The organism is Megasphaera indica, from assembly GCF_046614755.1.
GTDB classification, from domain to species: Bacteria; Bacillota; Negativicutes; order Veillonellales; family Megasphaeraceae; genus Megasphaera; species Megasphaera intestinihominis.
In genome coordinates this window covers 72,592-94,073 of sequence record NZ_JBKKJR010000007.1, presented here as the reverse complement: position 1 = coordinate 94,073, position 21,482 = coordinate 72,592, and the positions used below count along the sequence as shown (strand labels likewise).

At 53.6% G+C, this 21,482-nt stretch carries 21 protein-coding genes; 1 reads left to right on the top strand and 20 read right to left on the bottom strand.

Features of this window, described 5'->3' with window-relative positions; translation table 11 throughout:
- Positions 1–90: 90 nt before the first annotated feature.
- Both ACFCTO_RS05485 and ACFCTO_RS05480 read right to left on the bottom strand, forming a co-directional pair.
- Positions 91–1,218, bottom strand: coding sequence for a DUF262 domain-containing protein (locus ACFCTO_RS05485; RefSeq protein WP_499876499.1), 1,128 nt, complete (start codon positions 1,216–1,218; stop codon positions 91–93).
- A 512-nt stretch (positions 1,219–1,730) separates the two neighbouring features.
- Positions 1,731–2,180: a hypothetical protein gene (locus tag ACFCTO_RS05480; protein ID WP_292302194.1), complete on the bottom strand. Its 450-nt coding sequence runs from the start codon at positions 2,178–2,180 to the stop codon at positions 1,731–1,733.
- A gap of 166 nt (positions 2,181–2,346) precedes the next feature.
- Here ACFCTO_RS05480 and ACFCTO_RS05475 point away from each other — a divergent pair, with 166 nt between their 5' ends.
- Entirely contained in the window at positions 2,347–2,757 is a 411-nt protein-coding gene (locus ACFCTO_RS05475; RefSeq protein ID WP_292302193.1) for an ACT domain-containing protein, read from the top strand.
- Positions 2,758–3,101: 344 nt separating this feature from the next.
- On the opposite strand, the gene ACFCTO_RS05470 is transcribed toward ACFCTO_RS05475, so the two are convergent.
- The 18 genes from ACFCTO_RS05470 to ACFCTO_RS05385 form a co-directional block, all read right to left on the bottom strand.
- Entirely contained in the window at positions 3,102–4,136 is a 1,035-nt protein-coding gene (locus tag ACFCTO_RS05470) for a 3-deoxy-7-phosphoheptulonate synthase (RefSeq protein WP_302420032.1), read from the bottom strand.
- 74 nt (positions 4,137–4,210) lie between these two features.
- A complete protein-coding gene (locus ACFCTO_RS05465) occupies positions 4,211–5,485 on the bottom strand; it encodes a sensor histidine kinase (protein WP_292262360.1) in 1,275 nt (424 codons plus the stop codon).
- A gap of 3 nt (positions 5,486–5,488) precedes the next feature.
- Positions 5,489–6,178: a response regulator transcription factor gene (locus tag ACFCTO_RS05460; protein ID WP_020311455.1), complete on the bottom strand. Its 690-nt coding sequence runs from the start codon at positions 6,176–6,178 to the stop codon at positions 5,489–5,491.
- A gap of 12 nt (positions 6,179–6,190) precedes the next feature.
- Positions 6,191–6,805: a GTP pyrophosphokinase gene (locus tag ACFCTO_RS05455; protein WP_020311456.1), complete on the bottom strand. Its 615-nt coding sequence runs from the start codon at positions 6,803–6,805 to the stop codon at positions 6,191–6,193.
- A 280-nt stretch (positions 6,806–7,085) separates the two neighbouring features.
- Entirely contained in the window at positions 7,086–7,721 is a 636-nt protein-coding gene (locus ACFCTO_RS05450; protein ID WP_014015920.1) for a redox-sensing transcriptional repressor Rex, read from the bottom strand.
- A gap of 88 nt (positions 7,722–7,809) precedes the next feature.
- Complete coding sequence (locus tag ACFCTO_RS05445) at positions 7,810–9,087, bottom strand: O-antigen ligase family protein (RefSeq protein WP_444321076.1); 1,278 nt, start codon at positions 9,085–9,087, stop codon at positions 7,810–7,812.
- Between the two features lie 182 nt (positions 9,088–9,269).
- Positions 9,270–10,574 (bottom strand): bifunctional folylpolyglutamate synthase/dihydrofolate synthase, encoded by a 1,305-nt coding sequence (locus ACFCTO_RS05440; RefSeq protein WP_292260091.1) that lies wholly within the window; start codon positions 10,572–10,574, stop codon positions 9,270–9,272.
- A gap of 9 nt (positions 10,575–10,583) precedes the next feature.
- Positions 10,584–13,247, bottom strand: a complete 2,664-nt coding sequence (locus ACFCTO_RS05435; RefSeq protein WP_499876498.1) for a valine--tRNA ligase — start codon at positions 13,245–13,247, stop codon at positions 10,584–10,586.
- A gap of 318 nt (positions 13,248–13,565) precedes the next feature.
- On the bottom strand, positions 13,566–14,393 hold the full coding sequence (gene nudC, locus ACFCTO_RS05430) for an NAD(+) diphosphatase (RefSeq protein ID WP_020311460.1): 828 nt from the start codon (positions 14,391–14,393) through the stop codon (positions 13,566–13,568).
- Positions 14,390–15,307 (bottom strand): homoserine kinase, encoded by a 918-nt coding sequence (gene thrB, locus ACFCTO_RS05425; protein ID WP_292260100.1) that lies wholly within the window; start codon positions 15,305–15,307, stop codon positions 14,390–14,392. The genes nudC and thrB overlap by 4 nt, the downstream gene beginning before the upstream one ends.
- Positions 15,308–15,310: 3 nt before the next feature.
- On the bottom strand, positions 15,311–16,600 hold the full coding sequence (locus ACFCTO_RS05420) for a homoserine dehydrogenase (protein ID WP_292300206.1): 1,290 nt from the start codon (positions 16,598–16,600) through the stop codon (positions 15,311–15,313).
- A gap of 23 nt (positions 16,601–16,623) precedes the next feature.
- On the bottom strand, positions 16,624–17,073 hold the full coding sequence (locus ACFCTO_RS05415) for an ACT domain-containing protein (RefSeq protein WP_370851790.1): 450 nt from the start codon (positions 17,071–17,073) through the stop codon (positions 16,624–16,626).
- Complete coding sequence (locus tag ACFCTO_RS05410; RefSeq protein ID WP_292260104.1) at positions 17,070–18,002, bottom strand: NAD-dependent epimerase/dehydratase family protein; 933 nt, start codon at positions 18,000–18,002, stop codon at positions 17,070–17,072. The genes ACFCTO_RS05415 and ACFCTO_RS05410 overlap by 4 nt, the downstream gene beginning before the upstream one ends.
- 17 nt (positions 18,003–18,019) lie before the next feature.
- Complete coding sequence (locus tag ACFCTO_RS05405) at positions 18,020–18,868, bottom strand: ChbG/HpnK family deacetylase (RefSeq protein WP_292300208.1); 849 nt, start codon at positions 18,866–18,868, stop codon at positions 18,020–18,022.
- A 96-nt stretch (positions 18,869–18,964) separates the two neighbouring features.
- On the bottom strand, positions 18,965–19,411 hold the full coding sequence (gene larC2 / locus ACFCTO_RS05400) for a nickel pincer cofactor biosynthesis protein LarC2 (RefSeq protein ID WP_292300210.1): 447 nt from the start codon (positions 19,409–19,411) through the stop codon (positions 18,965–18,967).
- Between the two features lie 5 nt (positions 19,412–19,416).
- Positions 19,417–20,094 carry a nickel pincer cofactor biosynthesis protein LarB gene (gene larB / locus ACFCTO_RS05395; RefSeq protein ID WP_292260110.1) on the bottom strand — a complete coding sequence of 226 codons (678 nt, stop codon included), beginning with the start codon at positions 20,092–20,094 and terminating at the stop codon, positions 19,417–19,419.
- Between the two features lie 2 nt (positions 20,095–20,096).
- The gene (locus tag ACFCTO_RS05390; RefSeq protein ID WP_292260113.1) at positions 20,097–20,906 is read right to left on the bottom strand and encodes a TrmH family RNA methyltransferase; all 810 of its coding nucleotides are present in this window, start codon (positions 20,904–20,906) and stop codon (positions 20,097–20,099) included.
- Positions 20,907–20,994: 88 nt separating this feature from the next.
- Positions 20,995–21,471 (bottom strand): ATP synthase subunit B family protein, encoded by a 477-nt coding sequence (locus tag ACFCTO_RS05385; RefSeq protein ID WP_020311469.1) that lies wholly within the window; start codon positions 21,469–21,471, stop codon positions 20,995–20,997.
- Between the last annotated feature and the right edge of the window lie 11 nt (positions 21,472–21,482).

Below are 21,482 nucleotides of genomic sequence, written 5' to 3'. Positions count from 1 at the left end.
TATAATGAAATCATCGCGTAACTCCTTTGGAATGATGTTTTTGAGCAGATTCATTATACTTCAAAGTGTGGTTACGCGATATTTATTTGTTCAAAAAGTTGTAAACTGCTGATTATAAAATAAAATTAAGATTGGATTAAACTGTTTAATTTTTAAAATTTCAAATAAGATGGACATATTGATATCGTCCAAAAAGTACCCGTAGTTTTTATTTTCAATATTCGCATAAATACGTGATGCTTGAACCATTTTATTAACAAACTCAGTAACTTCCTGGCCAGACAAATTTTTATTCTTAAAATACTGATAGAGGTCTTCTGCTTTATTATTATCACCATAACAAGCTACTACAAAGTATTTCAAAAAAGTAGACGACTGGATAGGAGTCTTGGGTATATGAAGATTATTAATTAATTCTCGCCAATTTTCATTAAAATTTTCTTTAGCTGTATTCGACTTCAAATCAGTCACAATCGCTTTTAAAAATATATTTTTTATCAAATCCATTGGTTCCAGCGATCTGCCACGATCATTTAAAATTTCAAATAGCTGAAAGGCTTTTGCTTCAGTAGGTGCTGTCGTTTCAATCAACATTATTTTCAATTTATAATATGCAAAAAAATGAAATAACTGCTCATTATTGAGTTCTTCATCAATCGACTCATACATTTTATCAAAAACAGCACAGATGTTTTTATCTGCATCTGTTAAAATATCATTCTCATCAGATTCTCCACTAATCAATTTACGGTAATATTGTCCAAAATTAAGTCCACTGTCATGTTGAATCTTAAGATCTTTAAATTCCCCCATATCATTGACAATGCTATAGCTCTTTCTTAAATCTGATACCATACTGTAAGCATTCGCAGGGGTCTGGTCTTCAGTATCAATAATTTTCTTTTGTATAATCATCTGTAAGGCCAATCCCATAAGGGATAATGTCGTCAACCGCTGCTGTCCGTCCACCACAATTTTGCGATTATTAACATCATCTTGTATCAAAACAATATTCCCCAATAAGTAGCCTTCCAATTCATCTGTTTCTTTTTGAAATACATCTGTATCCGCTTTTATATCTTCCCACAGTTCTGTAACTTCTTTTTCTCCCCAAACGAAATCTCTCTGAAAGTCGGGAATAAAGTATGGCGTATAATTATTCATCAATATATCCGCAATAGGTTTCATTACAGATAAAATTGTACCTGTTTTTGACATAATACAGCCTCCATTTATATTTATTATTATACTCTATTAGATCACATCAGTTTGTATTTTTCAAGATCTATAATAAAGTAAAAAATCACAATAAAAGGATCTAAGGTGTATTAAAAGTTTTAAGCCGCCCTATTTCCAACGGATGATATTACAGAAAATATTATACGAATTACCACTTCTGCTGTCCGTTTTAACAACTGCCTTGCGTTTTCTTATAGTCAACACCTTGCGAACAAAAAGCATACAGCCCGCAATTATATCAAAATAGTCTATGACTAAATCTCACAGCGGGCTGCCCTTTGGGACAGCCCCTACGGATGCGGCACACAGCCGCATAATTTTTATCGCCTGTATGCGATATCGTAGGGGACGTCCTGCAAAGGCGTCCCGCCGTGAATCCTATGTACGGACAGAATTTATGACAAATGGCATATGGTCGTAATCAAATCCTGAGTCTGTCGCGGCGAAGTCGCATCTGAGTCCGAGGCGACCGGCTGCCTGTGAAATCTCCATCACTCCCAATCGTCGTATTGACTATCGTCATACTGGCTATCGTCGTACTGGTTATCGTCGTACTGGCTGTCGTCATCGGGGTTATCCCAATTCCCGTCGTAATCGCGTTCGGCCCGTTCTTGTTCTTTGTTCCGTTCGTGGAGTTCGTGCAGGATAAGGCCTGTGCCGACGGCTGACAGGAAGGCCGCATCGTCGGCATCGAGTCGATGTTTCGTCTTTACGGGTTCCTGAGCCGACTGGATTTTTTCTTTTTCAGCTGCCGCTGTCTTTTCCCGTTCTTTTTGTTCGGCCTGTTTCTGGCCGCTCCGCCGCAGGCCACAGATGATGACAAAGGTCGTCAGGGTCGCCGCGATGACGGCTTTCAAGGGGTCCGTGACGCCGAGCCACATATAGAGTTTGGCAGTGCCTGTGAGCAGTAAAAATAAGAAGATGACCAATCGAGCTGGCATAGCCCTCACCTCGTATTGTAAAAAACATAGTTCCTATGCTTTTATTATATCATGACTCGCCCATTCTGAAACGTTTAACAAATCCCATCCCCATTACAAGCCTGTCTTTTTATGGTAAAATGGGGACAACGTCACAATATTTTATCACCAAGGGGGATTTCGATTTATGCTCAATCAAGTTTCTGTATTCGCTGAAAACACGAAGGGCGCCTTGCGCAAGATGACGTCGGTCTTAGCCGATGCCAATATCAATATCTACACCATGCTGGCCAATGACAGCGCAGAATTCGGCATCATCCGCCTCATCGTCACCAATCCGGAACTGGCTGTCTCGAAATTGCAGGAAGCCGGCTACCAATGTCATATGGACAAAGTCGTCGCCGTCGAAATGGGTGATACGCCGGGCTGTCTGGACAAAATCCTCGACAGCCTCCGCCAGGCCAATATTTCCATTGACTACTTGTATATTTCCTATAACCGCCAGGCCGGCACACCGGTCGCCATCTTCAAGACCCGCGAAATGGAAACGGAAACGTTCCTGCGCGGTAAAGGATATGTATTGTTGGATACGTTTTAAAAAAAAGAGCTGTCGCATGTGCGACAGCTCTTTTTTTAGTGGCTAGTGGCTAGTGGCTAGGGGTTAGTGGCTAGTGGCTAGTGGCTAGGGGTTAGTGGCTAGTGGCTAGTGGCTAGGGGTTAGTGGCTAGGGGCTAGTGGCTAGGGGTTAGTGGCTAGTGGCTAGTGGCTAGGGGTTAGTGGCTAGGGGTTAGTGGTTAGGGATTAGGGGCTAGGGGTTGGTTTTAAATTTAAGGCCCTCTTCTACAAACTACAAACTCCGTACTACAAACTATAGAGAAGCTCCTACAGTGCGGCTATAAGACCGCAAAAACGAATCACGAATTACAAATCACGAGCCACTAATTACAGCAATTCTGCCATGTCGTAGATGAGGCGTTCGGATTTTTCCCAGCCCAGGCAGGGGTCGGTGATGGATTTGCCATAGGTGCCTTCGCTGATTTTCTGATTGCCGTCTTCGATGTAGCTTTCGATCATCAAGCCCTTGACCAGCTGTTTGATGTCGGCCGAGTGCTTGCGGCTGTGGATGACGTCTTTGGCGATGCGTATCTGTTCGAGGTATTTCTTGCCCGAATTGGCATGGTTGGCGTCGACGATAACGGCCGGATAGGACAGGTCCCGCTTGCCATAGGCTTCGTACAGGCGCTGGAGGTTTTCATAATGGTAGTTAGGCATACTGTTGCCGAAGCTGTCGACGTAACCGCGCAGGATGGCATGGGCCAGCGGGTTCCCTTTGGTGCGGACTTCCCAGCCGCGGAAGAGGAAATCCTGCGTGTGCTGGGCGGCTTCGATGGAGTTGAGCATGACCGAAATGTCACCGGATGTCGGGTTCTTCATGCCCACAGGGATACCGACGCCGCTGGCGATCATGCGGTGGAACTGGTCTTCGACGGACCGGGCACCGACGGCGGCATAGGACAAGAGGTCCGACAAGTAACGGAAGATTTCCGGATAGAGGACTTCTTCGGCGCAGGTAAAGCCCGTTTCGCGGACGACGCGGGCATTCATTTCACGGATGGCGATGATGCCGCCCAGCATGTCCTCCTTGCCTTCCGGGTCCGGCTGATGGAGCATGCCCTTATAGCCGACGCCGATGGTACGGGGTTTGCTGGTGTAGACGCGCGGGATGATAAAGATTTTATCTTTGACCTGTTCCTGGACCTTGACCAGGCGATGGATATAATCGAGGACAGCCGGTTCATTGTCGGCCGAACAGGGACCGATGATGAGCAGGAAGCGGTCGTCCTGGCCGGTCAGGATGTTCTTGATTTCTTCATCCCGTTTCGCCTTGACGGCTTTGACCTTGTCGTCGATGGGAAATTGTTCCATCAGTTCCTGTGGTTCCGGTAATTTTCGGATATATTCCATTTGCATTTCCATAATATCTTCCCCCTGAGTAAAAGTGATGTTGGTCACATTATAGCACAGGTTGCGGCCTTTCCCTATAGGGAAAATCAGCCCAGCCGGACAGTAAACGTTATACGTTGGGCCTTATAGGATACATTGATCTTGCCACCCATGAGTTTCGTCAATTCTTCGGCCATGGACAAGCCGATGCCGTATCCGGCCTTCTGACTGTTATGGGACGTATCGCCACGGTAGAAGCGTTCAAAGAAGCGGGAATAGTCCACATTGGCCCCGTCGGCATAGGTGTTGGTCACGGCGACGACAGCCCCCTTTCCCAGGCGGCCCCGGCGCAGGGAGACGTCGATGGTCCCCTTGTCGTCGCAATACTTGACGGCATTGTCGACGAGGATGTTGACCAGTTCATAGAGGCACTTACTGTCGCCTTTGACGTGGATGCCGTCGGCAATGGCCGTCGTCAAGGTCTTTTCGGCGTCAATGGCCAGCTGCTGGAAGGAGTCGGCTACGGCATGGACCGTTTCCGACAAGTTCACGTCGGTAATGACCAGGTCGACCTGGGATCGTTCGCCCATCTTGGACAGCATGATGAGGTCCTGGATCAGGTTGGACAGGCGGCGGACCTGCTTGAGGATGCTGTCCGTCCACTGGCTCTGGCCATTGAGCATCTCAATGGCTTCGGCGTTGGCCGAGATGATGGCAATCGGTGTCTTGAGTTCGTGCCCGGCGTTAGTGATGAAACGCTTCTGGTTCTCCATGTTGCGCACAAAGGGACGGATAGCGACGTTGCACATGGCTGCCAGGATGATGACGTATAAGATGACGCAGCCCAGGCCAAACCAGAGCGAATAGCGCATGAACGAAGCGACGGCGGCGACGTCGCGCGTACAGTCGAGGATGACGATGAGGAAGCTGCCGTCGTCGTTGGGCTGAATCATATAAGCATAACTGGCCCGGTTCTTTTTGAAAAAGCCCTGTTTCGTCCCGTTTTCCCGCGCCTCAGCGACAGTCGTCCGGGCATAGTCGATGGCTTCTTTTTCAGAAAATGAAGCGATGTGCTGGATGTCGATTTTTTCCGCATAGCCGCCGGCATTGACGAGGACGCTGAAAAAGCGTATCTGGTAGGCAAATTCCGGCGTTTCTTCGGTCCATGACGGGTCGCTGAAGAAACTGCCATCGTCGCCGCCGATTTTCTGGGGCACAGCGCCGTTGTTATGGATGATATAGGTCAGGACCGACATGACCTGCTGATTCATCCGCATATAGGCGATGGTATTGATGAGGCCCAGGGCGCCGCCGAGGACGACGAGGACGCCGATTGTCGCCATGATGATGAATTTACGGCGCAGGCGCTTGATCATATTCATGGTCTAACCCTCCGCAGACGCTTCTTTCACGGTCAAGGCATAGTCCTGCCCTCTTTGGCCGACGATTTCAATGTCGGCCTGGACGGCTTCGAGCTTTTCCCGTAAATACGAGACGTAAAGGAAGACGATGCCTTCATCGACGTCGTCTTCTTCATCGCCCCAGACGTTATCGAAGATCTGGGCCGTCGACAGGGTTTTGCCGGCGTTGGCCATGAAGAATTTCATGAGCTTCGTTTCCTTATTGGCCAGGCGGATAGAATTGCGGCAGGCCAGTTCCTGTTCTTCCACGTCGAGTTCGACATTGCCGACAGTGAGTTTCGACGGCGCATAGGACGTCGACCGCCGCGTCAGGGAGCGCAGGCGGGCCAGGAGTTCGCCCATGGCGAAGGGCTTGGTCAAGTAGTCGTCGGCACCGGCGTCGAGGCCGGTAATGCGGTCGTCGATTTCGGCTTTGGCCGTCAGCATGATGACCGGCGTCATATTCCCTTTGTCGCGGATTTCCTTCAAGGCCTGGACGCCGTCCTTCTTCGGCATCATGATGTCGAAGATCATACAGTCATAGGACTGGGACAGGGCTTTTTCGACGGCAGCCTGGCCGTCATAGACGGCATCGACATCGTATCCCGAATGGGTCAGGATGGCAGACAGAGCTGCGGACATTTCTTTTTCATCTTCAGCTAATAGAAGGCGCATAGCGTTTCCCCCTTATTCTTGTGCATGGATCAAATTGCGGATAGTCTGCATGGACACGTCGCACGAAGCCAGTTCATCGGCACAGCGCTTGAGTTCCCGGACGATGAGTTCCGGGTTCTTGATGTCGTGCTTGTATTTCATCTGATGTTCCAGGCTGGCCCAGGAATCCATGGCAATCGTGCGCAGCTGGACTTCGGCATAGAAATGACCCGGATTGGCGCCGGTCACATCTTCATAAGGCTCTTCCAGTTCCAAAATGACGTGGTAACTGCGATAGCCGTTCGGTTTGACGTGGCGGATATAATCTTTCTCTTCGACGACGCGGACGCCATCGAGACTTTTCAGGAAGTCGATAGCCCGATAGATGTCGTCGAGGAAACAACAGACGATACGGATGCCGATGGCATCGCGGATATCGTGGAGAGCCGAATAGGCCGTCTGAGGCAGGCCCTTGCGGTCACATTTTTCCCGCATACTCCCTTCGGACTTGATGCGGTAAATCAGGTGTTCATAAGCCGCTTCCCCGGTCTTGGCCTTTATATCGTCACTATAGGCGCGGATACGGCCGATAATATCTTCCAGAGCAGCCTGCAAAGCCGGTCCATAGGAACCATAGATAGAATCCATAGTAGTATCACCTCATTCTACAAATTATCGGGAATGTACGAATATTATAGCATAGAAAAAGGCTTGTCGCACAGCGACAAGCCTTTTTGCTGTAGGGGCTCGCACGTGGCGAGCCCGCTCTGGGATATGTACGATTTTCCGACCCGTTTGTTAGAAAAATCATCCCAAAATTCCTAACGGGTCGCCCACGTGGCGACCCCTACACCCCAAAAACTATCTGTACTACAAACTATAAAGATAATGTAAGGGCGCCCGCCATGCCAATAGCGGACGGTCATCATCAATCTTTCTTATTCGTCAAATAGTACGAAATGCGGCTCAAGCCGATGGACAGGTCTTCGCGGAAGACGAAGATGCCGTCCGGTACGGTCAGGCGCAGCGGTGCAAAGGACAGGATGCCCCGGATGCCGGCGGCGACCATCTGGTCGGCGACCTGCTGAGCTACAGCTGCCGGTGTCGTGATGATACCGATCTGGATGCCTTCGCGCTGAATGACTTCGCCCATTTCAGAAATCGGCGTGACTTCGACGCCGCCGACGTTCTGACCGATGATGCGGTGATCGACGTCGAACAAGCCTGTCGTGCGGAAGCCCAAGCGTCCGAAAGTCTTGTAGTTCGCCAAGGCCCAGCCGAGATGGCCGATGCCGGCGATACCGATTTTCCAATGCTGCTGCAGGCCGATGATTTCCACGATCTGCTGGCATAATTCACTGACGTAATAGCCTACGCCCTTTTTCCCAAAAGCCCCAAAGCAGGTCAGGTCTTTGCGGATTTGTTCCGGCGTGATACCCAACCGTTCCCCTAACTTTTCGGATGAGATGATATCGATTCCCGCGTCTTGCAATAACAACAAGTCCCTGTAATACAGCGGCAATCGTTCGATGACAGCATCCGATATTGCCTTTTTCTGTCTCATGGATAATACCCTCCAACGATGTCCCAAGCTATTCCCTATAGCTATAAGTCATCTTATCTAGTGATAATAGTCACAGACTTATTATATATCATTGTGAATTATTTCGCAAACTATTTTTATCGTTTTTTTCACATTCTTCGCCATACATGTTAGCAAAAAGGGCACTCATCAGCCAAAAAGTAAGTGAAATCTGGGTACTAAATAAATCGTAGTCGCTCATGCCGCTGATTCCCAGGGACAAGACGGCAGCGGCCAGGGTCATGGCCAGGGACCGGCTGAAGGTGTGGGCCGCATGACTGCGCACATAGCGGATGGCATACCAGGCATTGCCGAAAAAGAACCATAAGCCGAAGCCCAGGCCGGCCATGCCCGTTTCTGCCAGGATGTTGAGGTACATATTATGGGCGTGGAAGATGACGATACCCGCTTCCTGGATCAATTCATTATAGACGGGATAGACGTGTTTGAAGGCGCCCCAGCCAATGCCCAGGACGGGATGGTCGACAAACATGGCAATGGCTGCCTCCCACATGTCCATGCGCATGGAAACGGACGTATCCGCTTCGCCGTGGCTGAAAATGGACATCAGGCGGTCGGCGACGCCGCCGTGGTAGAAAGCCAGGATCAGCGGGCCTGCCAGAAAGAGGAGCCACACCCGTTTATCCCAAAAGAGGCCGAAAAAGAAGATCAAAGCGCAGACGCTGAGCCATGCGCCACGGGAATAGGTCAGGATCAGGCAGAAGGTCAGGATGGCAAAAAAGGCCAGGTACATGACGTGATGCCAGCGATGGCGGGTACAGATCATCATCGACGCCGCAGCGCTCATGATAATCAGCAGGAAGGCCGACAATAAGTTAGGGTTGTACAGCGTCGAGTACATGCGGCGCCGCAGCATGGGAAAGGCTGAGTTGTCGACCCATTCGGCCTCGTGGAGGGTCAGCATGTGGGCATACTGGTACAGGCCGTACAGGGCGACGACGAAGGCACTGAGGAGGAGCGTCGAAAAGAGCAGGCGCCGTTCCCAGGAATGGCGGACGAACAGGAGGATGCCAAAGTAGAGCACGAGGTACTGCAAAACCGTGAAGGCATAGAAAGCCGTCCCTAAGAGAAAGTGCGGCGAGCCGACGAGAGACAGAAAGGCCACCAGGGCAAAGCCGACAGCCGGCAGGGACAACGGCGACTGGCGCAGGGGCAGTTTGGGATATTTTTTACAGTAATAGAGCCCCAGGCCCAGGGCGATGATGAAAAAGCCTTCCATAATGAACAAGTTCAACGGCATAAAAAAGACAGTACCAGCCATAGCATAGACGACGCGCAGCCGTGCCCGCTCGGCTGGCGTACTGCCGGTCCGTATCATCCACTTCATAACGTTCGCTCCTTACATTCCGTGTAAAATATATGTATCATTTTACCATAAGAAGGCGCAGAGGCGCAACGAAAAGAGGCTGTCGCACGTGCGACAGCCTCTTTTCAGGGGTTAGGGGCTAGGGATCAGGGGTTAGTGGCTCGTGGCTCGTGGCTGACCGCTAGCTGCTGGCCGCTCGGCCCTTACTCAATATGGTATCTCTTCCGGAAGTATTTCCGGACTTCTCCCTGGATGTACAGAGAGCCGACGATGCAGAGGACCTGGTCCGGTTTGACGGCAGCCAGGGCTTTGTCCAGGCCTTCGGCGATGGTGCCGGCCCAATCGGCTTTGCACGGCAGAATGGCCGCCATGGCCTTGGGGTCGGCTGAGCGCGGCGTCGGTGCCGGTGCGCAGACGACGTAATCGTCGTCGTGGAAGAGTTCCCGTACCATCTGACTGTAATCTTTGTCGGCCAGGACGGAGAAGAGGAAGACCCGCTTCCGCGAGGCGAAGACGTCTTCGTAAGTCTTGCAGAAGGTGTCGATGCCAGCTGGGTTGTGGGCGCCGTCGAGGACGACGTCGATGTCACCGGCTTTGAAGACCTGGAAGCGGCCTGGCCACTGGACATGGCGGATGCCGTTTTCCAGGACCGTCCGGGTCAGTTTCTTTTCATGGCGGGCCAAGATGAGCAGTGTCATGACGGCAGCGGCGCAATTCGTCCGCTGGTGTTTGCCCAGCAGGGGCAGGACCGTCGTAATGGCAAAGCCGTATTTTTCCCGGACCGTCACCATCTGACCGGCTTCCGGGTCTTCCGGTCCGGCGTTGCCGACGACGTCGAAGCTGTGGTCCAGGGCATAGAGGCGGCTGTGCTTTTCATAGGCCTTGCGGGCGATGACCTGCAAAGCCGGCCCATCGGCCGTCGTGACGACAGGTACGCCTTCCTTGATGATGCCCGCTTTCTGTTCGGCAATGGCTTCGATCGTATTACCACAGTATTTCATGTGGTCCATGGCGACGTTAGTGATGACCGAGACGACGGGGACGATGACGTTCGTCGAATCGAGGAGGCCGCCCAGGCCCACTTCGATGACGGCGTAATCGACGCCGATATAGTCGAAGTACCAGAAAGCAGCAGCCGTAATCATTTCAAATTCCGTCGGCCCTTCCCCGCCGGCAGCGACCATGGCCGTCACGGCGTCTTTGACGACGGATACGGCTTTGGCGAAGTCGTCACGGGAAATGTCATGGTTGTCGATATGGATCCGTTCCGTATAGTCTTCCAGATGAGGCGACGTGTAGCGGCCCGTCCGGAAGCCCGCTTCGGTCAGGACCGAGGCGATCATAGCCGTCACCGAGCCCTTGCCGTTGGTCCCGGTGACGTGGATGGTCTTATAGTTGTTCTGGGGATTGCCCAGCCGTTCCAGTAAGGCCTGGATACGGCCGAGCCCCAGCTGGATGCCAAAGACATTGGCTGATTCCAGATAGTCTATTGCTTGTTCGTAGGTCATAGCTGCCTCTTAGAGTTTAGCCAGGTCTTCCATGCGCTTGGTCAAAGCAGCCATCTTTTCCTGGTAGTCGGCGAGCTTGCCCTTTTCTTTTTCGACGACCGCTGCCGGTGCTTTCGAGAGGAAGCCCTGGTTGGACAGCTTCTTGTCGAGGCGGGCGATTTCCTTCTGGAGTTTTTCCTGTTCCTTCTGGACGCGGGCCGTTTCTTTTTCGACGTCGATGAGGTCTTTGAGCTGTAAGTAGACTTCAATGCCCGGGACAACGGCGACGACGGCATTTTCCGGTTTGGCATCGCCCGCACCGAGGAGGGTTACTTTATCGGCAAAGGCCAGGATATGGAAGTAATCTTCGTAAGTCTTCAAGGTCTGAGCCATGTCTTCCGTAGCCGGAGCCAGGATGACCGGCGCCTTCTTGCCCATGGGGACGTTCGATTCGGCGCGGAGGTTACGGATACCCTTGATGGCTTCCATCATGGTATTCATCGTAGCGGCATCGGCCGGGAAGTTCCATTTATCCTGCGTCTTCGGCCAGGGAGCGACGATGATGCTTTCGCCTTCGTGAGGCAGGTGCTGCCAGAGGTGTTCCGTAACGAAGGGCATGAAGGGATGGAGCATTTCCAGGGTGTGCGTCAGGACATAGACCAGGACGTACTGGACCGTGTGCTTGTCCCGTTCGCTTTCGGCCTGGTAAAGGCGCTTCTTGGCCAGTTCGATGTACCAGTCGCAATAGGAGTTCCAGATGAAGTTGTAAACGGCATCGGCAGCGTCGCCGAGTTCAAATTTATCCAGGTCTTCCGTGACTTTGGCGACGGTTTCATTGAAGGATGTGAGGATCCAGCGGTCGGCCAGGGTCAGGTCTTTATCTTCAGGGATGAAGGTTTCGTCGAAATCACCGAGGTTCATGATGACGAATTTAGAAGCGTTCCAGATCTTATTGGCAAAGTTACGGTTCGCTTCGACGCGTTCCATGTAGAAGCGCATGTCGTTGCCCGGCGTATTGCCCGTGACCAGGGTGAAACGCAGGGCATCGGCGCCGTACTGTTCGCAGACACCGAGGGGATCGATACCGTTGCCCAGGGATTTACTCATCTTGCGGCCCTGGCTGTCGCGGACCAGGCCGTGGATGAAGACGTTCTTGAAGGGGATGTCCTTCATGAATTCGCAGGTCATGAACATCATGCGGGCGACCCAGAAGAAGATGATATCATAGCCCGTGACCAGGACGCTGGTCGGGAAGAACTGCTGGAGGTCCGGCGTCTTATCGGGCCAGCCCATAGTCGAGAACGGCCAGAGAGCCGAGCTGAACCACGTATCGAGGACGTCCGGGTCGCGGTGGATGTGTTTGCTGTGGCAGTGCTGACATTCTGTGATGTCTTCCCGGCTGACGGACGACTTGCCGCAGTCATCGCAGTACCAGACAGGGATCTGATGGCCCCACCAGAGCTGACGGCTGATGCACCAGTCGTGGACGTCTTCCAGCCAGTGATTATAGGTCTTGACGAAACGGTCGGGAATGAACTTCGTCTTGCCGTCTTCGACGGCCTTGAGGGCGGCTTCGGTCAAGGGCTTCATCTTGACGAACCACTGCTTGGTGACGAACGGTTCGACTGTCGTCTTGCAGCGCGAGCAATGGCCGACGGCATGGGTCAGTTCTTCGATGTGGTCCAGGAGGCCCAATTCTTTCAAGTCGGCGACGACGGCTTTCCGGCAGTCTTCCCGGGTCATGCCGTTGTATTTGGCACCGGCTTTTTCATTCATCGTGCCGTCGAGGCTCATGATCATGATGGATTCCAGGTTGTGGCGCTGGCCCATTTCAAAGTCGTTCGGGTCGTGAGCCGGCGTAATCTTGACGGCGCCCGTACCGAAGCCGATATCGACGTAATCGTCGGCGATGACTTCGACTTCGCGGTCGACGAGAGGAACGACGACTTTCTTGCCGATGTATTTCTTCATGCGGTCGTCAGCCGGGTTGACGGCGACAGCCGTATCGCCCATGATCGTTTCCGGACGGGTCGTGGCGATCATGATGTAGTCATCTTCGCCGACGACAGGGTATTTGATGTACCAGAGATGGCTCTGGACGTCGGAATGGTCGACTTCGATATCCGACAGGGCCGTATGGCAGTGCGGGCACCAGTTGGTGATGCGCTGGCCCTGGTAGATGAGGCCTTTTTCATAGAGCGTGACGAAGACTTCGCGGACGGCGCGGGCGCAGGTATCGTCCATGGTGAAGCGCTTGCGGCTCCAGTCGCAGGAAGATCCGAGGCGGCGGACCTGTTTTTCGATGCGGCTGCCGTACTGTTCCTTCCAGGCCCAGACGCGTTTCAGGAATTCTTCACGGCCGATGTCGTAGCGGGACTTGCCTTCTTCTTTGGCCAGCTGCTGTTCGACTTTGACCTGGGTTGCAATGCCGGCGTGGTCCGTGCCGGGGATCCAGGCAACGTTATAGCCTTCCATGCGTTTGAAGCGGACGAGGATATCCTGCAGGGTATTGTCCAGGGCGTGGCCCATGTGGAGCTGACCCGTGACGTTCGGCGGCGGCATGACGATGCTGAACGGTTCTTTGCTCGGATCCGGGTCCTGATGGAAGTAGCCATTCTTTTCCCAAAAATCATACCAGGACATTTCAATGTCGTTCGGTGCATAAGCGCCTAACTGTTCCTTATTCCATTTCATCTGTATTCCCTCCAAAACAAAAAAAGAGCATTCCCTCGCCTAAGGGTATTCCTTAGGACGAAAGAATGCTGTATCTTCCGCGGTACCACCTAATTTGCCGCTTGCGCGACCGCTTCATGGCACAGGTAACGTCTGCTGCACGGGCAGGCCTTTCCTCCTGCCAGCTCCCGGGTGACGCGCCCTACCCTCTTTGGATACCCTCGCACCGGACTCGGCATCTCGCTGACAAAAAGAAATAAGGCTTCTTCCGCTCATCGCTTTTATGTGATAAATATTGTAGCAAGTTTACTTGGGCCTGTCAAGGTACTCCGCGTAAAATCAATAGACGCCCTGCTTGAAGAGGGTCATCATTTCCATGGTCAGGCTGGCCTTTTCCGTATCTTCCGGAATGTCCTTGCGGTCGATCCAGCCGGCCGTGGCCAGTTCGCCGTGGTCGACTTTCAGCGTATCGTCGCCGTCGAGGTCGCAGAAGAAGCCAAAGAGCAGCGTATCCGTGAAGCACCAGGGCTGGCTCTTATAGAACTGCAGATTCTTGACACGGATGCCCACTTCTTCCATGACTTCCCGGTGGACCGTTTCTTCGATGGTCTCACCGACTTCGGCAAAACCGGCCAGCAAGGCGATATTCTTGTATTCCCGTCCGGCATACTTCGAGACCAGCAGTTTGTCGCCATGGCGGACGGCGACGATGACGGCCGGACAGATGCGCGGATAAATCATGGTGTGGCAGTGGTCGCAGTGTACCATGCGTTCGTTCTCGCTGTGCACCATGGGGCGGCCGCAATGGCCACAATAGATGTGGTTGCTGTACCAGTTGTGCAGGGACAGGCCGGCGATGCCGGCAAAGGCCAGGTAACGCGGCCGGGCAGCGCGCATGAAATTGATGGACACATAGGTAAAGCCGTCCCGTTCCGGCAGGGCTTCCTTCGCCAGGTAGAACTGGGCCCGGTCTTCGGCAAAGAGCCAGCGGAACTGGTCTTCTCCGATGTCGGCATAGTCGGCATGGCGGGGATAGACGAATTCTTTATCGCCCGTCAGCCGTACCAGGACCTTGCGGCCCTGATAAGACAGCAGAATACCATCCCGCGCCAGAGGCACAGGGTGGTATTCGACATGGTACGTGTGATTGCCAATGTCTTGTATCATTCGACGAGTTTCGCTCCTTCATTGCTGCATTTCAGGATATGGCCCGTAGCGGCGATGCCGTGGTCGTTGAAGCAGTTGATCATGGCGTCCATGATCTGCACTTCCTGATCCGTCGCAAAGGCGATGAGCGTCGAACCGGAACCGCTGATGGTAGCGCCCAGGGCACCGGCTTCGACGGCCTTCTTGAGGACCAGTTCGCCGCTGGGGATGAGGCGCAGGCGGTAGGGCACGTGCAGTTTATCCTGCAGGCCATAGGCGATGCGGTCGTACTGCTTGGTGAACAGCGAAGAAACGAGGAAGCTGACGCGGCTGACGTTGAAGACGGCGCTCTGGTAGTCGATGGTCTTGGGTAGGGCCTTGCGGGCTTCTTCCGTCGAAACTTCGACTTCCGGGCTGACCGTAATGAAAGATAGGTCATCGTCGATGGGGATGGAATTGGTCAGGGTCTTGCCATCGACCATGATAGAAACGGACAGGCCGCCGTAAATGGCAGGAGCCACGTTGTCAGGATGGCCTTCCAGGACGGTCGCCATGGTCAGCATATCTTCGCGGGTCATCTTATTGCCCGTCAGGGCATTGCCGATGAGGATGCCGCCGACAAGGGCTGCCGAACTGCTTCCCAAGCCGCGGGCCGGCGGAATAGCATTGACCAGCCGCAGTGTGCCGCCCTTGGGCAGGGACTGGCGGTTCTTGATGGCCACGGCCTTCATGGCCTGGCCGACCATGTTCTCATCGAAATTACGGGGCAGGGAATTGGCTCCCAAACCTTCGATTTCGACAGTGATCGTGTCTTTATCCGGTTCTTCCGTAAAATAAATGTCATTGTACAAAGTCAGCGCAATCCCGACGGCATCAAAGCCGGAGCCGACGTTAGCCGACGTGGCCGGAATCTGTGCGTGCAGCGTTTTTGTCATTTCTTACACCTCGATTACACGAATGGCATTCGCAATCTTGCGAACGCACGACAAGTCTTCGATTTTCTGGAGCGAAGCCTGGACCAGGCCTGCTGGCGATTTGTCGATGAGGATGACGATTTCAGCGATTTCTGCCGTTTCATCCTTCTGGATGAGGGAGCGGATACTGATATTGTTTTCTGCCAGGACCTTGGAAACAGCCGCCAGGACGCCCGGCGCATTGTTGACGATCATGCGGATATAGTACGGCGAGGAAATGTCGGCCTGCGGTTTGAGCTTGGCTTCGTGCCATACGTAATCCCGTTTGCCCGTCATCTTCAGGTTGCGGTGGAGGATGACGTTCATGACGTCGCTGACGACGGCACTGGCTGTCGGCAAGGAGCCGGCGCCCTGGCCGTAGAACATGACGTCGCCGACGCAGTTGCCGCGGACGCAGACGGCATTGTAAGCGCCGTCGACGTTGGCCAGCGGGTGGCCTTTGCGGATGAAAGCCGGATGGACGTTGAGGGAAATGCCGTCTTCATCCTGGCGGGCAATGGCCAGGAGCTTGATGACATAGCCCATTTCCGTGGCGTGTTCAATATCTTCTTTGCTAATGTTTTCAATGCCTTCGACATGGACGTCGTTGAAGGTCACAGCCGAATGGAAGCCCAGCGTTGCCAGGATGGCGATCTTGCGGGCCGCATCGTAACCGCTGACGTCGTTCGTCGGGTCCGCTTCGGCATAGCCCTTTTCCTGGGCTTCCTTGAGGACGTCTTCATACGACGAGCCATAGGCGGTCATGTTGGACAAGATGAAGTTCGTCGTGCCGTTCATGATGCCGATGATTTCTTCGATGCGGTTGCTGTTGAGCGACGAATACATCGGGCGCACGATGGGGATGCCGCCGGCGACACTGGCTTCGAACTGGAAGTCCACGTTGTGCTGCTGCGATAATTTCAATAGCGGAATGCCGTAATCGGCGATGAGGTCTTTATTGGCACTGATGACGCTCTTGCCGCGCAGGAAGCACTGTTCGATGCAGTCCTTGGCAAAATCGGCGCTGCCCATGACTTCGACGACGATGTCGATTTCATCGTCGTTGATGATATCGTTGAAATCCGTCGTGAGCTGGATGGAATCAGGTAAGTCTTCCATCTTTTCGTACTTATTCAAATCGCGGATGAGGACCCGCTTGATGTTGATTTTCGTATCGAGCTGTTCTTCAATGAGCGGACCGTTCATGGCCAGTAAGTCGACAACCCCTTTTCCGACCGTACCGCAGCCTAACAAGGCAATGGAAACATTTTTCATGAGCCTACTCCCCCTTTTTTATCTTACGCTTGTCCGATGATATCGACTTTGCTGACACCGGACAGCTTTTCCAACGTTTTAATCAGTTCATCGACAGGAACGGTCATATCCTTGGTTTCGATGGACAAGCTGACATCTGCCATTCCCTGCAAGGGAATCCCCTGGTTGATGGTCAGGATACTGCCGTTATTGGCAGCGACCGTGTTGAGCACTTGCGATAATTCCCCAGGCCGGTCGAAGATCATGACCGACAAGATGACGATTTTCCCCTGAGTCACATCGTAAAACGGGAAGACATAGTCCTTATACTTATAGTACGCACTGCGGCTCAAATCCATCATGCGGACGGCTTCGTTGATGGTGCGCGTCTGATGATGCTTGAGAATTTCCTTGACCTTGATGGTCTTCTTGATGGCTTCGGGCAGAATGTCTTCGCGGACCAGGTAAAATTTATGGTTGCTGTCTTCTTTCACTCGGCTTCCTCCCTTTCGAGAAAATATTGATACGTCGCCATGAGGCCCGGCATGAGTTTCATCTTAGGCCGCCAGCGGAGCGTTTCGATGGCCTTGCCATTGGCCAGGGACGACCGGAAAATATCGCCCTTGCGGGCTTCTCCATAAGAAACGGCCACACCGGCATGAGAGAAATACAAGAGAATCTCTTTCAGGGCGTTGATGGTCGTTTCGATCTGGGTACTGATGTTATAAATCCCTGACGGCACGCCGCTGTCCATAGCGGCGATATTGGCGCGGGCCACATCCTTGACGTAGACGAAGTCGCGGGACTGTTCACCGTCGCCGAAAATCGTCAGGTCCTGACCGCAGGCCAATGCTCTGGCAAAGAGACCGACGACACCGCCTTCGCCGCCATTGCCCTGGCGTTCGCCATATACATTGGCATAGCGCAGGATGGCATAGGGCAGGCCGAACAGGCTGCCATAGAGCTGGATATACTTTTCTGCAGCCACTTTGGTCAAGCCGTAGAACGACGCCGGTGCCAGTGGTTCCGATTCGCTCAGGGGCACTTTAGGATTATCGCCATAGACGGCGGCCGACGACGAATAGATGAATTTCTGTACCCCCTGACGGCGGCACTGTTCCAGGACGTTGATCAGGCCGATGACGTTGAGTTCGGCATCTTCCCTGGGATGGGCCAGGGAGTAGGATACCTGGGTCTGGGCCGCTTCATGAAAGACGACGTCGAAACGGCCTTCTTCAAAGAGGGCCTGCAGGGCTGCTTCGTCGCGGATATCGCCTTCGACGAAACGGGCCTCTGTCGGGATTTGGTCCCGGCAGCCTGTACTCAGGTTATCAAAGACGGTCACGTCATGGCCGTCTTCCAGCAAGGCGTCGACGAGGTGGGAACCGATGAAGCCGGCCCCGCCGGTAACTAAAATATGCAAAGTAAGACCTCCGATCCTTACGGCAGGTCACCGTAAGTAATGAGTTCAATCTGTTTGGCTTCCAGCTGCTGGCGGATAGCCGGTGACAGCAGAGCCTGGAATTCATCCTGCCAGTGATAGCCCCAGGCAAAGGACTGGCTGAGGACAGCCGTACTGCGGCCTGGATGCATCATGATTTCATGGGTCCCAAAAGGCAGTCTGTCGATGAGATAGTGCAGATTGCTTTCCGTCATGTGCCCGCCGTCGACCATGCCCCAGAAAAAGTCCGTCGTCGTAAAGTGCAGGCGCCGGACCGAGGCCATGGCTTTCTTCGACAAGTAGGTCAGGCCGTCGCGGCCGGCAATGCGCACGGGATTGGCCGACAATACCTTATAGGAATAGGCTTCCCTGGGGATGCGCAGGCGGTGGATACCGTACTTCATCATCAGCGACTGGACGATGGACCAGACCTGCGGCAGGACGTGCAGGTGCTGGTGGCTGTCCAGGTGGTCGATGGGAAGGCCCGTGGCCATGATTTTTTCCATCTGGGCGTCGAGTTCCCGGTAGACCTGACCGTAATCGAGTTTCCCCTGACAGGCCCGCTTGACGACTTCCGTATAGCTTTCCGGCAGCAGGCCGTCGGGCTGGACCAGGGTCGGCACTTCCCTGGCCGACAGGACCGTCGGCAGAGAACCGACCAGGCTAAGATGGATGCCGATGCCCAGGCCGGGACATTTCCGGGCCAAATCGACGGCCTCGTCAAAGGCCGGGCCGTTGGCCAGCAGAGACGTGCTGGTCAGGACACCTTGTTCGCAGGCTTCGATGACGGCCTGATTGACTTCTGTATGGATGCCGAAATCATCGGCATTGATGATGACTCTGTTCATCTTTCAAACTCCCCGTCCTTTCAGGACGTACTACATAATGAGCTTAATGACTATTATACATGGACAATCGTATTTTGACAATATCCTCTGCCCATTCTATTCCGCAAATTGCCGATATGCCGCTTCCTTCACTTTGCGCTGCCAATCCTTCAGGGGCGTCCCTGTCTCAACGGCGGCAGCCCGGCAATCATCGTATTCTGCCGATATGTTGACGACCTTGCCGTCATAGCGGCAGACCTTGCAGTGCAGGTCGCGGCCATCGACGCGGACCGTCGTGATGAGCCGGTCGCAGGCCAGGCGGGTCACTGGGAAGAAGCGGACGCCAATGGACGTCGTCTCCCTGACGATGACGCCGATGAGGGTGTCGATGAGTTCCTGACGGCACAAGACGCAGAGCATAGAGGCCATGCGGCCTTTCTTCATCATCATCGGCATGGCCCAGACATCATTGGCGCCCTGAGCCAGGATGAGGGAAAAGACGTATTCCATGTTCTGCGGGTTCATGTCATCGATATTGGCTTCCAGCTGCCATAATGTTTCCATTTCCATCACCTCAAGCGATTCATCGTATCGGCCAGGCGGCCAGCGCCGAAGCCGTTGTCGATGTTGACGACGGATACGCCGGCAGCACAGCTGTTGAGCATGGCCAGGAGGGCCGACAGGCCGTGGAAATTGGCACCATATCCGATACTGGTCGGCACGGCGATGACCGGTTTGTCGACGAGGCCGCCGACGACGCTGGCCAGAGCCCCTTCCATGCCGGCGACGACGATATTTACGTTGGCCCGGCGGATATCATCGACGCGGGCCAGGAGGCGGTGGATGCCAGCGACGCCGACGTCGTAGATGCGTTCGACGCGGTTGCCCATGATTTCCGCCGTCAAGGCCGCTTCTTCGGCAATGGGGATATCGCTCGTCCCGGCGGTAATGACCGAAATGAGACGGTCGCCATTGACGACGGTTTTATCCTTATGCTGATAGACCATACGGGCCAATTCGTCATACTGGGCAGCCGGATGGCGTCCGGCCAGGGCGTCGTAGACGGCCTTATCGGCCCGCGTGCCGATGACGTTGTCGTACTTCTCCATAAGGATGTCCAGGATCCGTACCGACTGATCGACAGTCTTGCCGGCACAGTAGACGACTTCCGGGAAGCCGCAGCGCTGCTGACGCTGCAAGTCCAGTTTGGCAAAGCCCAAATCGAGGGTTTCCTTATTTTCTTCCATAGTTACTCCTTAAAACCATTTTTTTCCCATGCCTTATATAAGACGATGCCGACCGACATGGACAGGTTCAGCGATTCCGTATCGGGACGCATGGGAATGGTCAGTACGTCATCGCAGCAGTCCAGGAAAGGACCGGGCAGGCCGTTGCCTTCGTTGCCGAAGGCCAGGATGACAGGCTGACTGTAGTCGGCGTCGACATACGAGACGGTCCCTTCCGGAGCCGTCCCATAGACCTGGCGGTCCTCGTCGGCACAGAACTGGTCCAGCTGTTCATCGGTCACGTCCTGGACGACGGGGACCTTGAAGATAGCCCCCATGGCACTGCGGATGGTCTTGTCATTATAGACGTCGACACTGCCTTCGCTGAGCAGGACGGCGCCGGCATTGGCCGCAGCCGCCGTGCGCAGGATGGTCCCCAGATTGCCCGGGTCCTGGATGGAGCGCAGATAGAGGACGGCCTTTTCCGGCGCAATGGCCGGCAGGCTGTCGAAAGTATAGGCAAAGAAAGGCAGCATGGCCGCCAATCCCTGGGGCGTCCTGGTGTCTTTCAGCTTGTCATAGACGCTGTCGGTGACGGCATAAAAAGTCCAGCCCAGTTCGAGGCCTCTGGCATAGAGAGCTTCAAAGCCATCCAGGGCCCGCCCCTTTTCCGAGACGAAGCAGATGGCATCGGGAATAGCCATAGCCGCTGCGTCGGCAATGACCCGCAGGCCTTCGACGAAGACGCGCTGATGGGCCTGGCGGCCTTTCTTCTGCTTCAGGGAGCAGGCCATCTTGACCCACTGGTTGTCGCGGGACGTAATTTCGTTCATAGTACCTCCTATCTACCCGCCATGCGGATAAAAAAAGGGACCTCGCATGATAACTTTCATGCGACAGTCCCTCTCGTATAAGCCATGATTACTGCTGATCCGGCTTGTCGTCCTGATGTCCGTTATTCTTGAGCAGGCTTTCGCGGTTCTGCTGGATGCTGGACAAGGTCTTTTCCAATGTCGATTCAACGTATTTGAGGACATCGCCGGCATAGGTAATGGAGCTGTTCTTCAGCTGTTCCGACGAATCGTTGGCATTCTGGATGATCTGGTTGGCATGTTCCTGAGCCTGCCGTACCAGTTCGCTTTCTTCTGTCAATTTGGCAATATAATCCTTGGCCTGGGCGACCATGCTTTCGGCATGATGCTGGGCATCGGAAATGATCTTATCTTTTTCGGACAAGACTTTCTTGGCCTGTTCCAATTCGGCCGGCATGGATTCTTTCAAATCGTCGATGATCTGAAGGATTTCTTCTTCTTCGACCATCTTCTTATTGGTAAAAGGCATCTTCGAGGCGTTCATTACCAAACTTTCCAAATCTTCTAACAGTTTATCCGAATTCATGTATTCTCCAC